15 protein-coding genes are annotated in these 15,335 nt (G+C 39.4%); 10 read left to right on the top strand and 5 right to left on the bottom strand.

Annotated features, from left to right (window positions below; translation table 11 throughout):
* Positions 1–246: 246 nt before the first annotated feature.
* Positions 247–1,221, bottom strand: a complete 975-nt coding sequence (locus FTT99_RS09635) for an IS110 family transposase (RefSeq protein ID WP_150378074.1) — start codon at positions 1,219–1,221, stop codon at positions 247–249.
* A 457-nt stretch (positions 1,222–1,678) separates the two neighbouring features.
* Here FTT99_RS09635 and pheA point away from each other — a divergent pair, with 457 nt between their 5' ends.
* The 4 genes from pheA to FTT99_RS09615 all read left to right on the top strand — a co-directional run bounded on the left by pheA (position 1,679) and on the right by FTT99_RS09615 (position 6,686).
* On the top strand, positions 1,679–2,788 hold the full coding sequence (pheA, locus tag FTT99_RS09630; RefSeq protein WP_078194414.1) for a prephenate dehydratase: 1,110 nt from the start codon (positions 1,679–1,681) through the stop codon (positions 2,786–2,788).
* Between the two features lie 69 nt (positions 2,789–2,857).
* Positions 2,858–3,949, top strand: a complete 1,092-nt coding sequence (gene hisC, locus FTT99_RS09625; protein ID WP_180132042.1) for a histidinol-phosphate transaminase — start codon at positions 2,858–2,860, stop codon at positions 3,947–3,949.
* A gap of 3 nt (positions 3,950–3,952) precedes the next feature.
* Positions 3,953–6,202, top strand: a complete 2,250-nt coding sequence (locus tag FTT99_RS09620) for a bifunctional prephenate dehydrogenase/3-phosphoshikimate 1-carboxyvinyltransferase (RefSeq protein WP_180161419.1) — start codon at positions 3,953–3,955, stop codon at positions 6,200–6,202.
* Positions 6,203–6,314: 112 nt separating this feature from the next.
* On the top strand, positions 6,315–6,686 hold the full coding sequence (locus FTT99_RS09615; protein ID WP_180005242.1) for a hypothetical protein: 372 nt from the start codon (positions 6,315–6,317) through the stop codon (positions 6,684–6,686).
* Positions 6,687–6,769: 83 nt separating this feature from the next.
* On the opposite strand, the gene FTT99_RS09610 is transcribed toward FTT99_RS09615, so the two are convergent.
* Both FTT99_RS09610 and FTT99_RS09605 read right to left on the bottom strand, forming a co-directional pair.
* A complete protein-coding gene (locus FTT99_RS09610; RefSeq protein WP_180132044.1) occupies positions 6,770–7,294 on the bottom strand; it encodes a hypothetical protein in 525 nt (174 codons plus the stop codon).
* A gap of 283 nt (positions 7,295–7,577) precedes the next feature.
* Positions 7,578–8,204: an alpha/beta hydrolase gene (locus FTT99_RS09605; RefSeq protein WP_078194407.1), complete on the bottom strand. Its 627-nt coding sequence runs from the start codon at positions 8,202–8,204 to the stop codon at positions 7,578–7,580.
* A 125-nt stretch (positions 8,205–8,329) separates the two neighbouring features.
* On the opposite strand from FTT99_RS09605, the gene yaaA reads away from it, so the two are divergent.
* The 4 genes from yaaA (at position 8,330) to FTT99_RS09585 (ending at position 12,889) form a co-directional block, all read left to right on the top strand.
* Complete coding sequence (gene yaaA / locus FTT99_RS09600; RefSeq protein WP_180132045.1) at positions 8,330–9,112, top strand: peroxide stress protein YaaA; 783 nt, start codon at positions 8,330–8,332, stop codon at positions 9,110–9,112.
* Between the two features lie 955 nt (positions 9,113–10,067).
* Complete coding sequence (locus FTT99_RS09595) at positions 10,068–11,390, top strand: NCS2 family permease (RefSeq protein ID WP_180131452.1); 1,323 nt, start codon at positions 10,068–10,070, stop codon at positions 11,388–11,390.
* A gap of 66 nt (positions 11,391–11,456) precedes the next feature.
* Complete coding sequence (locus FTT99_RS09590) at positions 11,457–12,458, top strand: adenosine deaminase (protein WP_180131449.1); 1,002 nt, start codon at positions 11,457–11,459, stop codon at positions 12,456–12,458.
* A 56-nt stretch (positions 12,459–12,514) separates the two neighbouring features.
* Positions 12,515–12,889, top strand: a complete 375-nt coding sequence (locus FTT99_RS09585; RefSeq protein ID WP_180131446.1) for a hypothetical protein — start codon at positions 12,515–12,517, stop codon at positions 12,887–12,889.
* A gap of 52 nt (positions 12,890–12,941) precedes the next feature.
* Here the strand turns inward: FTT99_RS09585 and FTT99_RS09580 are convergent, their stop codons facing one another.
* Positions 12,942–13,499 (bottom strand): cytochrome b, encoded by a 558-nt coding sequence (locus tag FTT99_RS09580; protein ID WP_180106855.1) that lies wholly within the window; start codon positions 13,497–13,499, stop codon positions 12,942–12,944.
* A 212-nt stretch (positions 13,500–13,711) separates the two neighbouring features.
* Here FTT99_RS09580 and FTT99_RS09575 point away from each other — a divergent pair, with 212 nt between their 5' ends.
* Both FTT99_RS09575 and rnhB read left to right on the top strand, forming a co-directional pair.
* Entirely contained in the window at positions 13,712–14,101 is a 390-nt protein-coding gene (locus FTT99_RS09575; protein WP_078189082.1) for a hypothetical protein, read from the top strand.
* 93 nt (positions 14,102–14,194) lie between these two features.
* Positions 14,195–14,764, top strand: a complete 570-nt coding sequence (rnhB, locus tag FTT99_RS09570; RefSeq protein WP_180095066.1) for a ribonuclease HII — start codon at positions 14,195–14,197, stop codon at positions 14,762–14,764.
* A gap of 92 nt (positions 14,765–14,856) precedes the next feature.
* On the opposite strand, the gene csrA is transcribed toward rnhB, so the two are convergent.
* A complete protein-coding gene (gene csrA / locus FTT99_RS09565; protein ID WP_078189080.1) occupies positions 14,857–15,111 on the bottom strand; it encodes a carbon storage regulator CsrA in 255 nt (84 codons plus the stop codon).
* Positions 15,112–15,335: the final 224 nt, after the last annotated feature.

Raw genomic sequence — 15,335 nt, 5'->3', positions numbered from 1 at the left:
ACTGAAAAAACGATCAATGACCAAGTGTTTATATAGATCATCTTTAAGTTTTAAATTATTTCTATGCCATGAAAGCCAAGTTTTGAATTTTTTCTTTTGCTTCAAGTATTGAAAGCAAAATTTAAAACTGCAATGACCAATGAAACAAATTGATTGATGGGCTTATAAGGGGATGGATCTGATGCAAATTTGGAGGAAAAGAGAGATACCGTCTGAAACGTCAAGCAAATTATTGAGAATTCATGCTCAATAATCCGCTTGATAAGGTTGTTGGTGTTTGAGTACACCATAACAAAGATGAACCAACTTCCTCATCGCAGCTCCAATCGCCATCATTTTGGTTTTACCATTGGCCAATAATCTTTCATTCATCCCTCTAATGTGGGGATTATGCCGAGTTGCGACAATGGCTGCCATATATAAACCGGCACGTATTTTGGAAGAGCCCGCTTTGGATAAACGGCTTCTGCCATGAATGGAGCTACCTGATTGCTTTTGAATGGGGACCAAGCCAACAAAGGCGGCCGCTTGACTAGCGCTTTCAAAAGTATGGCTGCGCAAGAAACTGAGCATTAATAAACTGGTTCGATCTGCAATAGCTGGAATACTGCTGAGCAGTTCTTTATCATTTCTTAAATCAGGATTCTGATCGATATGAGCATCAATTTGCTGGTCGATACCCTGAATGTGCTTGTTTAACTGCCTAATACTCTTATGGATAGACTGAAGTACAGGTTCCATCGTGAAGGTAGACTCTGCTTTTTCCAAACGATTCTTTTCACGTTGTAAATCTTCACAAAGCACAGCTCTTCTATCTAGCAAAGCATTCAGAAATTGAATAGGTTGGGGTAAAGGTTGCCAAAAATGTAGATCGGCAGTCATCGCAAATCGAGCTAGAACTTCACTATCCACCTTGTCTGTTTTATTTAGCTTAGACATACTCTGAGCAAAATATCGAGCTCTGGCAGGATTGGTTACACAGACTTGATAGTCCGCATCAAATAAATATTTAGCCAAGAGTTCATGATAAATAGATGTGGCTTCCATTAAGATAATGGTCTGCGTAGAAGTTGCAGCATGCTGCTTTAGCCAGGTTTGAAGTTGCTCAAAACCTTTTGGTGTATTTGAAAAAGTTTTGGTTTTCTTTTTACTTGCAGAATTTTCTAAAATTAAACAGCAATCAATTTTAGCTTTAGCAACATCAATACCAAGATAAAACATAATCTTTACCTGCTTTATTTATCCAATTATTGTTTTAGCATAACCACCGTCTTTTCTTGTGAATACAGCATCAAAGTGCTTAGTTACCGTCCAGAGTTGTGCAAGTGGTTAGGGCAAATTGTAGGTTTTATCTCTTTCACAGACTAAAAGTCTTAGGTCTATTACAAACTCTACAATTTGCATATAGTGGAAGCTAATCACTACAAGCTCCAAGATACAAAGGTCTATTTATTGTGCTGCTCAAGATGAATGATCAATAAAGCCGTCAAAAGGTAAGATTTGCCTTAATTATGGCTTTACCTATCAGTTTGGCTGTTTTGGCTCTTAAGTTAAGCTGATGAAGCTTTAATCAACTGTATGTTTTTAAGGCTGAAACCATCAAAGTCGTATTGCGCAACATTTGAAAGCTAACTATTGTTATACTGTTTGCAAAATTTTTTTGAAGGGCGACATAACAATGATCAACGATGATCAAAACACTCCGACTTCTCTGGACTTAGCTCAAATTCGTGAAGATATCGACTCTGTTGATATGCAGATTCAACAACTTATCAACCGTCGTGCGAAACTAGCTGAAGCTGTGGCAAAAGCAAAATTTGCTGCAGAAGAGAATCCATTGTTTTATCGTCCTGAACGTGAAGCGCAAGTTTTACGTAAAGTTATGGATCGTAACGAAGGCCCATTGTCTGATGTGACTATGGCGCGTTTATTCCGTGAGATCATGTCGGCATGTTTAGCCCTTGAAGCACCGCAAAGTATTGCGTTTTTAGGTCCAGTCGGAACTTATACGCATTCGGCTGTTTTAAAACATTTCGGTCAAGACGCTGTTGTTCGCCCTCTTCCAACGATTGATGAAGTATTCCGCGAAGTAGAAGCAGGCAGTGCGCACTATGGTCTTGTGCCTGTAGAGAACTCATCTGAAGGTGTAGTGAACCACACTTTAGATTGTTTTAAATCTTCACATCTGAATGTTATTGGTGAAGTGGAGCTGCGTATTCATCACCAGTTCCTAGTGTCTGAAAACACACGTAAAGACAGCATTAAACAGATTTATGCACATCAACAAACTTTGGCGCAATGCCGTGGTTGGTTAGATGCTCATTATCCAGGTGTAGAACGTGTTGCACTCAGTTCAAATGCAGAAGCTGCACGCCGTATTCGCAATGAATGGCACTCAGCAGCAATTGCTTCTGAAGTCGCTGCGAACATTTACAACCTTGAAATTTTACATAGCAATATTGAAGACAATCCTGAAAATACTACTCGTTTCTTGGTGATTGGTCGTGAGAAAGTGCCACAATCTGGTAATGACAAAACTTCATTGTTGATTTCTGCGCATGACCGTGCAGGGGCGTTGCTTGAAATTCTTGCACCATTTGCAAAACACAATATCAGTTTGACCAGTATTGAAACACGTCCTGCATTACCAGAAAAATGGGCTTATGTATTCTTTGTGGACTTGGAAGGTCATGTTGAGCAAGAAAACGTGAAAGCGGCAATTGAAGAAATTCGTCCGTTAGTAAAAGAAATTCGTGTATTGGGTTCATATCCGATTGCTGTTCTTTAAGATCACAACTGTGATCAATTCCATCAGGAGTTGATCACCTTCATCATTTGAAAAAACTGGAAGTGTAAAATGACGTTTGTCCCAGCCAATGAAGGCATTGCAAAGCTAAAGCCTTACCAACCAGGTAAACCAATTAGTGAACTTGAGCGTGAGTTGGGTATTACAGATATCGTAAAACTCGCATCAAATGAAAACCCATTGGGTTGTTCTGACAAAGTGAAAGAAGCGGTTGCTGCTGAACTTGCAGAAATTGGTCGATATCCGGATGGTGGCGGTTTTATTTTGAAAGACCAAGTTGAAAAACAATTTGGTATTGCACATGACCGCATTACGTTGGGTAATGGTTCAAACGATCTTCTGGAAATTTTTGCTCGCGCATTCGTTTCTGAAAATGATTCAGTTGTTTATAGCCAACACGCATTTGCTGTGTATGGTCTGGTGACTCAAGCAATTAATGCTGAAGCGATTGAAGTGCCTGCAAAAGGTTTTTCACATGATCTAGAGGCAATGGCTGCTGCGGTTAAAGACAATACTAAATTAATTTTTATTGCGAACCCAAATAATCCAACAGGTACATGGTTTGAAGAAGCTGAATTTGAAGCGTTCATGCAAAAAGTACCTGCAAATGTGATCGTGGTTTTAGATGAAGCTTATGTGGAATATTTCCCAGAAAACTTCAACAGCTTGAAATTCTTAGATCAATACGCAAACTTAATCGTTAGCCGTACCATGTCAAAATGCTATGGCTTGGCTGCACTACGTGTAGGTTTTGCTTTGGCTTCAGTTGAAGTGACGGATTTCCTCAATCGTATTCGTCAACCATTCAACGTCAACCATTTAGCAATGGTTGCTGCAGTTGCTGCACTTAAAGATGAAGCGTTTATTGAAAAATCACGCGTAGTGAACAAAGCGGGTATGGCTCAACTTGAGTCAGGCTTTGATGCTTTAGGTTTAGCGTATGTGCCTTCACGTGCCAACTTCATTTTAGTAAATGTAAAAGCAGATCCTGCACAGACTTTCAATGCTTTATTAAAAGAAGGTGTGATTGTTCGTCCAGTTGGTATCCCTGAGCATTTACGTGTATCAATTGGGACTGAAGCTGAAAATGCTAAATTCTTAGCGGCATTGGCTAAAGTTTTGGGCTTAGAGGCTAAAGCTTAAGTCATGTCTGTACCACTATTTGAAAAAGTTGCTTTTATTGGGCTTGGGCTGATTGGCTCAAGCCTAGCTCGCGTCATGATTGCTGAAGGTTTAGCTAAGGAAATTGTAGCGTCTACGCGTTCACAAAAAACTTTAGAAGATGCAAAAGCTTTAGGACTTATTCAGCAGGGTTATAGCGATCCTGCTGAAGCGGTCAAAGGTGCAGATCTCGTTGTCTTGGCTTTGCCAGTACGAGCGACACAAAAAGTCCTTGAAGCGATCAAGCCTTATCTATCCGAACAGACGATTATTACCGATGTTGGTAGTACCAAAGGCAATGTCGTTGATGCAGCGAAAGCCGTCTATGGTGAGCAATTACCTACTGGTTTTGTACCGGGGCATCCGATTGCTGGGGCTGAACTAACAGGTGTGCATGCAGGTAAGGTAGATTTATTTGCTAATCACAAAGTGATTTTGACACCATTACCTAGCAGTGCAGATTGGGCTGTAGAGAAACTAATTCAATTGTGGCAAGCTGCCAAAGCGGAAGTAATTTGCATGGATGTGGAAAAACACGATGAAGTGTTGGCCCATACCAGTCATCTTCCGCATTTGATGGCATTTAACTTGGTTGAGCAACTTGCGAACCGAGAAGACAATTTGGATATTTTCCGTTATGCCGCTGGCGGTTTTCGTGATTTTTCACGTATTGCTGCAAGCGACCCACATATGTGGCATGACATCTTTTTTGCCAATAAAAAGGCAATTTTAAATGCGGTAGATGGCTTTGAAAAACAATTGGCTATTCTTCGCAAACTGATTGAAGATGAAAACTCACAAGCGTTGATGGGGCTGTTGGGGCATGCACAAGCAGCACGCCAACATTTCAATCACATGCTCGCAAAGAAACCACTGATGGAGAAAAATAAAGTGACGACACAGCAATTCAAAATTTTACCGGGTCCAAAGCAATTCCAAGGTAAATTTACTGGGCCAGGTGATAAATCTGTGTCACATCGCTCTATCATGTTTGGTGCTATTGCAGAAGGCACAACGCATGTCACTGGTTTCCTTGAAGGTGAAGATGCCTTGGCAACCCTTCAAGCATTCCGCGATATGGGGGTGAGTATTGAAGGCCCTAAAAACGGCGAAGTCACTATTCATGGTGTAGGTATGCATGGTTTAAAAGCACCTGCAGGCGCTTTGTATATGGGCAATTCAGGTACTTCAATGCGTTTGCTTTCAGGCATGTTGTCGGCACAGAAGTTTGATTCAGTGATGACGGGTGATGCGTCATTATCAAAACGTCCAATGGAACGTATTGCCAAACCATTACGTGAAATGGGTGCGCAAATTCAAACTACAGGTGAGCGTGGTACGCCGCCCGTGTCTATTTCCGGAAGTCAAAACCTGAAAGGTATTCACTACGACTTACCAATGGCATCTGCACAAGTAAAATCAGGTATTTTGTTGGCTGGTCTTTGGGCGGAAGGTGAAACTGTTGTCACTGAGCCAGAACCGACACGTGACCATTCTGAACGTATGCTTCGCGCATTTGGTTATGACGTAAAAACAGAAGGCAACCGCATTTCACTTCTAGGTGGTGGCAAGTTAGTCGGTACGGACATTCAAGTACCCTCTGACATTTCATCTGCAGCATTCTTTATGGTGGGTGCAGCGATTACTGAAGGTTCAGATGTCACACTTGAAGCGGTCGGCATTAATCCAACACGTACAGGTGTGATCGAAATTTTAAAACAGATGGGTGCTGACCTGACTGTTGAAAATGAACGTATCGCTGGCGGTGAGCCGATTGCAGATATTCGTATTCGTGGTTCACGTACACTCAAAGGCATTCATATTCCAGAAGATCAAGTGCCATTGGCGATTGATGAATTCCCAGCGTTATTTATTGCTGCTGCATGTGCAGAGGGTCAAACCATTTTGACTGGTGCAGCTGAACTTCGAGTGAAAGAGTCGGATCGTATTCAAGTGATGGCAGATGGCCTAAAAATTATGGGTATCGATTGTACGCCAACCGAGGACGGCATTATCATTGAAGGTCAAGGCAAAGCGGGTGAGTGGGGTGCAATCTTCACAGGTGGTCAAATCGAATCACATCATGACCACCGTATTGCAATGAGCTTCTCAATGGCAGGTTTACGTACTTCGGGTGAAATTAATATCGTGGGTACAGAAACTGTTGCGACCAGCTTCCCGACATTTACAGAGCTAGCGACTCAAGCCGGTTTAATGATTGTGGTAAGTGAATAAATAATTGACTAAATTTGTATATTTATTCAACAACAGCCAAGCAAATGCTTGGCTGTTTGGTTTTAATTGCTTATGCTAAAACCATACAACAAGAATGTCTTTGGATAGATACATGAGAAAACTACAATTCACCGCCCATAGCGATTCAAATCGAGTTGAAAGCAGTGCTGATACGCAAACTCAGGTTGCTGAATTATTGGCAAATAAATTAGAGCGTTATGGCTTTCAAACGTTATCGCAAAGTGGTGATCAGATTGCAGTCAGTGTCGATCAACATGAATTGCCACTTTCAGTGACATGTCAGGGGCAGGATGAATCCGGTCGTCTAGTCTGTGAAATTACCTCTTATCCAGATGAAGACCAAGATTGGTTAGACCGTATTACCGAGCAAAGTCTATTGAACCAATTGGCTCAAGCGGTTGAAAACAGTTTAAAAGAAGAAGAGTCATATAGTGAGTTTCAATGGAAACAAATGACGAAATGATCTGAAATATTGAATTAAAAATCATCCATAAAAAAGCAGCATAGCGCTGCTTTTTTGTTTTTTAACGGAATGTATTTACAACGTTATAGACATTCAATATTGATAGGATTAATAGTTCGATTGCTCTTTTTCACATAGTCACACATTTTTTCTGACTCTTGTTCATTGAGTCCCCAAAACACGATCACACCACGTTGATCAGTCAATTTGCTATCGCTTAAATAAATATAATGGGTGTCATGATAGTTTTTATCGAGCATATCTTTATATTTTTGATCGGTAAAAGATGAACAAGATGAAATTTCAGCTTCTTTACACACCGAGTCACTCGAACAGCGTTGCTTAAAGGTTGAGATCATATTCATGGTGTCAGTGCTGTTGAGTTGGGCTTCACACACTTGGCTGTTGGGAAAGTCATAGACCATCTTTAAGCTAAAATCACGACCATCGACATTCATCTTGTATGATGCAGTCAAATAGGCTTTGGGACCATCGTTCACAGCAACCGTAGACGCTGGCAAATTTGTCGTTGTGGATGGGGTTGAATTAAAATAATAAACCAAAGCTGCAATGCCTAGACTTAAAATCACAGCAACAATAAATTTCATTTTTCCCTCTAAATTTTATGTTCATTTTTCTGGGTATTATTTCTGCAGTTGGTCATATAAACAAGTAAATAATTGGTTTTTCGATAAAAAAATATTGCGTAATAAAAATTAAACTAGCGACGAATTAGGTCAGTACATGTTGAATAGATAATGATGGCCAATGCACTAAAAAGATGGATAAATCGAAGTGCTGTAGGTGAATTTATCTGAAATATTGGTGGGGAATAGAGCGGTCACTAGGCAAAAAAATGAGCCAGTTAAGCTGACTCATTTTTGGTATTGTTTATACTAAAAAGCGTGAAATCGCAATACGAAGCTGTTTGAGATAACCCGTAAAGAAGTGGTTTGCACCTGGCAAAACCGTGATTAAATGGCGCTGTGGTTTGGCCCATTGAATCAAGTCAGATAACAGTGTGACATTATCTTCTTCACCATGAATAAATAAAATATCACCCTTGATATGCGGTGTCACATAGTGACGTACACCTGCAACTGTTGTGGTTGGTAAGCCGCATAAAATAGTCTGTACAGGCTGTAACTCCACTGGCAATAGGGCATAGCATTTAGTCATGACATTTGCACCAAAACTAAAACCGCCTGCATAAAATGGCAAGTTTGGGTGTTGGCTACGAGCAAATTCAATGACTTGCATGGTATCTTTGGTTTCACCATTGCCTTCGTCATGTATTCCTGCACTTTGGCCAGAGCCGCGGAAACTTGGGCGATAGACAACATAGCCACGTTCTAAGAACATTTGCGCTAAAAGCACAGGCACTTTGTGCTGTGGTGTGCCACCTTGCAATGGGTGAGGGTGTGTAACTACCGCGAATCCTTTCACTTCACCCTGTGGATAATCAACAAAAATTTCAAGCTGACCAACAGGCCCTTGAATGAACAGTTGTTCTGACATAATGACTAAAATGTGAAAGCGGGAGAGTCGCATAGTTTACAGATTATGTTTATCAAAAACACAGATTGGATTTGAAAATACTCTACTGTTATAGTTTGTTTAATTAAAAATTAATCAGGATGTTTATGCTCGCTTTAATTTCTCCAGCAAAAACTTTAGATTACGAAACCGCTTTACCGACTGAAAAATTCACTCAACCACGGCTATTAGATCATTCTGAAGAATTGATCTCAGTCGCACGTAAATTGTCGGCAAGTGAAATTTCAAGCTTGATGAGTGTCAGTGAGAAAATTGCGACTTTAAATGTTGAGCGCTTCCGAGATTGGCAGCCTGATTTTGATTTTGCCAATGCACGCCAAGCAATCTTTGCCTTTAAAGGTGATGTATATACCGGTTTAGATGCTTATAAACTTACAAACTCAGACCTTGAATATGCACAAACCCATTTGCGTATGCTCTCGGGTCTCTATGGTTTATTGCGTCCGCTTGATTTAATGATGCCATATCGTTTAGAGATGGGGACCAAGTTACAAAACCCACGTGGAAATAACTTGTATGAGTTTTGGGATAACACAATCACCAATCTGATTAATGACGATTTGGAAAAAGCGGGCTCTGAACTTTTGGTCAACATCGCTTCAGATGAATATTATAAGTCGGTCAAAGAATCAAAAATCAAAGCCGAAATCATCAAGCCTGTTTTTCTCGATCAAAAGAACGGCAAATATAAAGTCATCAGCTTCTATGCCAAAAAAGCACGTGGCCTAATGGCGCGTTATTTGTTGGAAAATAAAATTGAACGTATTGAAGATATCAAGTCGTTCAATACCGATGGATATTATTTCGATGCAGAGAGTAGCTTAAAGGGTGAATTGGTCTTTAAGCGAGATGAACAACAAGCCGCTTAATTTCGAAATTGAAAAGCTTAGACTGAAAAGAATATGTATAGCCGCTGCCTTGAAGTCAGCGGTTTTTTATCTTCTTCATTCGAGATTTAATGGTGGGCCTGTGAAATTGATCGTGCTTTAAATTTCGTATATGAAATGATCTACAATTTGAGGCTTTTTGAGGAAAAGGATTTAAAAAAACATTCAGCGATTATCTTGTCTATTAGTCTAAAATATATTACAAAGTTAACATTGATCGAACAAATAGCTTATTAAATGACTTAATAAGATATAAAATTGTGAGATACGTCACTTTTTTGTTTAAGTTTTTTGTTATTATAGCCAAATATTTAAACATGAATAAAATTTTGTTATGAAAAAAATACTGATACCAATTTTTATACTCAGCATTGTGTTCTTAGGGTTTAGTGTTTATAAAAATGCAGAGTTAAAGCGACAGCAAGAAATTAATCAGGTGTTCAATGATGATTTGAACGCATCACCTTATATGCGCTAAAAAAAATCAATCTTGCTGCTTTTGAATTGAGCTCAAGCATGATCTTGAAGAGTTCGTCTAAATATTGATATTTTATTTTTACATATAATAATTTGAAACTTTATAAAGAAAACAATGTCTTAAATTTACTAAATTGAAAAGCGATAAAAATGTGGAAACATTAAAAAATCAATGTGTTATAATTTGCCGAAATTAATTTGATCAGTATTTATTGATATTAAATACGAATTAAATGACATAAATAGAGGAGCTGCATAAGTTTATGCAGCTTTTTTGTTTGCAAATTTCAACATTTGTACCGTGTTGTATGCTGTTGAAAATAGGATTTTTTAAAGCCTACAATCTGCCGAATTGGCATATTCGTTGCTTAGGCATACACAAAATTAATGATGAATACATCACATGATTAATTTTGTGGAATGCTTATATGCATAAAGTTTACTTCATAGGGGCTAGGTCATGACGACTCCTAATCCATCTTCCGAGAACATGCTTGAACGTCTGTTTAAACTGAGCGAAAACAAAACCAGTTTCAAAACAGAGGTCATTGCAGGTGTAACTACTTTCTTGACAATGTGTTACATCATTATTGTCAATCCAATGATTTTGTCCGAAACGGGTATGGATCATGGCGCTGTTTTTGTCGCAACGTGTCTAGCAGCAGCCATTGGCTGTTTAGTAATGGGTATTGTTGCTAACTATCCAATTGCACTAGCACCGGGTATGGGCTTAAACGCTTACTTTACCTATTCCGTGTGTTTGGGTATGGGGGTGGATTGGCAAACTGCTTTAGCAGCTGTATTTGTCTCTGGCCTTGTTTTTATCGCTATCAGCATGTTTAAAATCCGTGAAGCGATTGTCAATGCGATTCCAATGTCGCTTAAACTGGCGATCGGTGGCGGTATTGGTTTATTCCTTGCCCTAATTGCATTGAAAAATGCCGGTATTATTGTTGATAATCCTGCAACACTGGTCAGTCTGGGTGATTTAAAACAGCCGTCTGTCTTGTTAGCTTTACTTGGCTTCTTGATGGTTGTGGTTATGCATCACTTTAAAGTACGTGGTGCAATCATCATCAGTATTTTGGTGATTACTGCAATTTCAACCCTGCTGGGCTTCAACGAATTTAAAGGTGTTGTAGGTGCTATTCCTTCAATCGCTCCAACATTCATGCAAATGAATTTCGAAGGTCTATTCACAGCAAGTTTGATTGGCGTGATCTTTGTATTCTTTTTGGTCGATTTATTTGACTCTACAGGTACATTGGTCGGTGTATCACATCGTGCAGGCTTATTAAAAGACGGTAAATTACCACGTTTGAAGAAAGCATTATTTGCAGACTCATCTGCAATTGTTGCGGGTGCGGCATTGGGTACATCTTCAACTACGCCTTATATCGAATCATCAGCAGGTGTTGCTGCCGGTGGTCGTACAGGTTTAACTGCGGTTGTAGTTGCTGTATTGTTTATTTTGGCATTGTTCTTAGCACCACTTGCTCAGTCTGTACCAGGTTTTGCAACTGCGCCAGCATTGTTGTTTGTTGGTGTGTTGATGATTCAAGGTATCGTTCATATTGAGTGGGATGATATTACTGAAGCAGTCCCAGCATTTTTAACAATTGTATTTATGCCGTTTACGTATTCAATTGCAGACGGTATTGCAATGGGCTTCATCAGCTATGCATTAGTTAAATTACTTACAGGTAAGGCGAAAACTGTACCGTATATGGTCTGGATTATTGCTGCACTTTGGGCATTAAAATTTGCTGCATTTGGCGGTTAATACTGTCAAATAGCGAAAGGGTGTAAACTCAGTTTGCACCCTTTTTTATTTTTATGAGGATAAAAGATGGATCAACTTGAGCTGATTCGCGCTTTGCCAAAAGCAGAGCTACATGTGCATATTGAAGGGACATTTGAGCCTGAACTCATGTTTGCAATTGCCCAACGCAACAATATTGCAATTCCTTATCAGTCAGTCGAAGAATTAAAAGAAGCGTATAACTTTCATAATTTACAGTCTTTTTTAGACATTTATTATGCAGGTGCAAATGTACTGATTCATGAGCAAGATTTTTATGATTTAGCATGGGCATATTTAGAAAAATGTGCAGAAGATCATGTGGTTCATACTGAAATGTTCTTCGACCCACAAACTCATACAGATCGTGGCGTTGCTTTTGAAACTGTTTTGAATGGCTTACAACGCGCTTGTAATGATGCCAAAGTAAAACTGGGCATTAGCTCACATCTGATTATGTGTTTCTTACGTCATTTATCTGAAGATGCAGCATTTTCAACTCTAGAACAGGCTTTGCCATATAAAGATCAAATTATTGGTGTCGGTTTAGATTCGAGTGAAGTGGGGCATCCGCCATCAAAATTCGAACGTGTTTTTGCCAAAGCACGTGAAGCAGGTTTTCTTAGTGTTGCGCATGCAGGGGAAGAAGGTCCAGCAGAATACGTATGGGAAGCCTTGGATCTACTGAAAGTAAATCGTGTTGACCATGGTGTACGTTCAGAAGAAGATCCTGCTTTGATGCAACGTTTAATTGCAGAGAAAATGCCATTAACCGTTTGCCCATTGAGCAATTTAAAGCTATGCGTGGTCAAAGATATGGCCGAGCATAATATTCGCCGTCTATTGCAACAAGGTGTGCATGTGACCGTCAATTCAGATGATCCATCGTACTTTGGTGGTTATATGAATGATAATTTTGTTGCGATCACCAAAGCGCTTGATCTAAGCAATGCAGAGTTAAAGCAACTGGCAATTAACTCTTTTGAAGCATCATTTATTTCAGATACGGAAAAACAAGCTTGGATTAAAAAGATTGAAGCGTTGAATTAATAATCAGCGTATAATCTCAGGCAGTGAATATTCACTGCCTTTTTTATGTTTAAATCATGCTTTTCTCTCATTCAAATCGCTCTATATTTGCCTCATCGATTACATTTTTAGCCGCAGTATTGATTTCATCCGCTGCTATTGCAGATAAATCAAGTTTAAGTCAGCGTATGCTAAAGCCCGTGATTGAATATCAATGCTCGCAAGAGTTAAATAGTTCTAAAATTTGGAAAGGTGCTGCGTTGTTTATGAGTGCTCAACAGAAAAAAGACAATCAAGCTGCGATTTGTCAGTGCGTGAGTGAGCATGCTATGGATGATATCGGTGCAAAAGATCTGATGACTGCTGCAGTGAATGAAACTGAAAAGAATAAACTGATTTCTAAAGCGGTTTTGAATAGTATGCGTGGCTGTGCTCAGCAAGTGCTGAATTAAAAGATGATGCTCACAATAAAAGCCACATAATGTGGCTTTTATTTTGTCTTTATTAGGGTTTTGGTTGTCGTGTCATGCTTTTGAGCACATGGTCTTTATCAATAAAATGATGTTTCAGTGCTGCCAAAATATGACCGACTAAGAGCAAGCCTGCTGCCCAAGAAATCCAAATATGTAGCGGTTTCACGATGGCAAGTAATTCAGGATTATCTTGGACCAAGCGTGGTATTTCAAACAAATACAAGACAGGGGCAGGGTGACCTGCACTCCAGCTAAATAAGCAACCTGTAATCGGTAAAGCCAGTAGTACAAAATACAGTGCTAAATGACCCAAATGTGCCAAGGTTTTCATGCCGGATGACATACTGTCAGGTAATTCAGGTGTGGGGTGGGTATAGCGCCAAAAGATTCGTATCACCACTAAAAAAATAATCGTAGTCGCAATATTTTTATGGAGGGTAATGACTTGCCCTTTAAAGCTGCCATCGACGTCATAACTCAGAAAATTACCACTATAAAAGCCAATTAACCATGCCACGATGAATATGATCGCCATCAGCCAATGTAAGACCTGAGCTGTTCGAGTGTAGTATTGTGTGTTATTGCTCATGTTGATTATTTAAGCGTCCAATCTTATGCAGATTCTAATACAGGCCACAAAAATATGCGTCGTTTAAAATCGGGACACTGTGTTGTGAATATGCAACACAGGCTTTGATGATTAACTACACAACTACCGAATTTATTTTAAATAGTCATATCAGATGGTGTGTGATTTGGGGCACAATATGCGCGTTAATTAACAGAACAAAGGAAATATTCGTGAAAAAATTAGTTGCTGTTCTAGCGCCATTAGCGCTTGTACTTTCTGCATGTGCTGCGACTGGTACAACAGGTACAAGTACATCTACAGGTACAACTTCAGCAAACAGCTTGGCAATGATGGCTGTTAAAGTAGGTGTTCAAGCGAAATGCGTGACTGAGCTAAATAACAACAGCTACTGGAAAACAGGTTCAAAGCTATTAACAGAAACTCAAAAATCTGAACTACAAACTGAAGTGTGTTCATGTGTAGGCGAGAAAGCGACAACTAGCGTGACTGCAACGGATTTGGTTGTAGCAGCAATGGATAAAACTTCACAAGCAAATCTTGCGGCTAAAATTGTGACAAATACTTTAAATGCTTGCGTGATCGAAACATTTAAAAACTGAGATTTAAAACAATTTATACGACCCAGACATTGGTATTGCTGAGTATTAGCAAATCCAAATTAAGGGTCGTATTTTATTTTGAGTGAGAGATATATGAAAATTGCTGGTGCAGATGAAGCGGGTCGCGGTCCATTGGTGGGTTCGGTTGTTGCGGCAGCTGTCATTTTAGATCCAAATAACCCGATTGAAGGTTTAAACGATTCTAAGAAACTCACTGAAAAAAAACGTGAAAAGTTATTTATTGAGATTCAAGAAAAAGCCTTGGCTTGGGCGATTGCTGAAAGTTCTGCACAAGAAATTGATGAGATCAATATTTTGCAAGCATCATTACTTGCAATGCGTCGTGCAGTGGAAAAACTCAATGTACAGCCAGAACACGTGCTGGTCGATGGTAATAAAGTCCCAGCTGGTTTAGCGATGAGCTGTGATGCTGTGGTAGGCGGAGATGCGATTCATCCAGAGATTTCGGCTGCGAGTATTTTGGCAAAAGTGACTCGAGACCATGAAATGGTTGAACTAGATGCAAAATATCCACAGTATGGTTTTGCAAAACACAAGGGCTATCCAACCAAAGCACACTTTGAAGCAATTGCGCAGTATGGGGTGATTGATGAACATCGCCGCAGTTTTGGTCCCGTACGTAAAGTTCTAGAAGGGCAGTAATAAAGCAAAGCTGATCGTAAATAGTAAAAGCATGTTCTAGATAAATTTAAAGCGGCCTAATGAGCCGCTTTATGATTTAAACAACTTAAATCTTAGCGATTATAGTTATTTTGGGAATAATCAGTTTCTTCAAAAGATGGCTGATATTCTTGATCAATGTTTTGGAGATGTTCGTGCATTGCGCGTTCATGTTGAATTCGTTGGTAAATTTCTTCACGATGAACAGATACTTCTTTTGGAGCATTCACGCCAATACGAACCTGATTACCTTTAACACCAAGTACAGTCACGCTAACTTGGTCTCCAATCATTAATGTTTCTCCGACACGACGAGTCAGAATCAGCATGTTTCTCTCCTTGCAAAATGCAAAACCTGCAAATGATCTGTTATGTAAAATTCATAACTTGTAAAAGCAAAAAATTTAGCAGTGCATCTGAAACAATCATTGTGACAGTCGCAAACTGAGTAAATTTTAAAATCCTCAGGTTTAATATAACAGAGCCACTATAAAAAAAACTATAGTGGCTCTGAATTTTTACGATGTTTTTCAAAATCTGTCTAACAATGACA

The sequence above is a fragment of the Acinetobacter sp. YH12040 genome (assembly GCF_013420005.1).
In the GTDB taxonomy this organism is placed as follows: Bacteria; Pseudomonadota; Gammaproteobacteria; order Pseudomonadales; family Moraxellaceae; genus Acinetobacter; species Acinetobacter amyesii.
The sequence above is the reverse complement of the archived record's forward strand: the minus strand, read 5'-3'. Positions and strand labels throughout refer to the sequence as shown.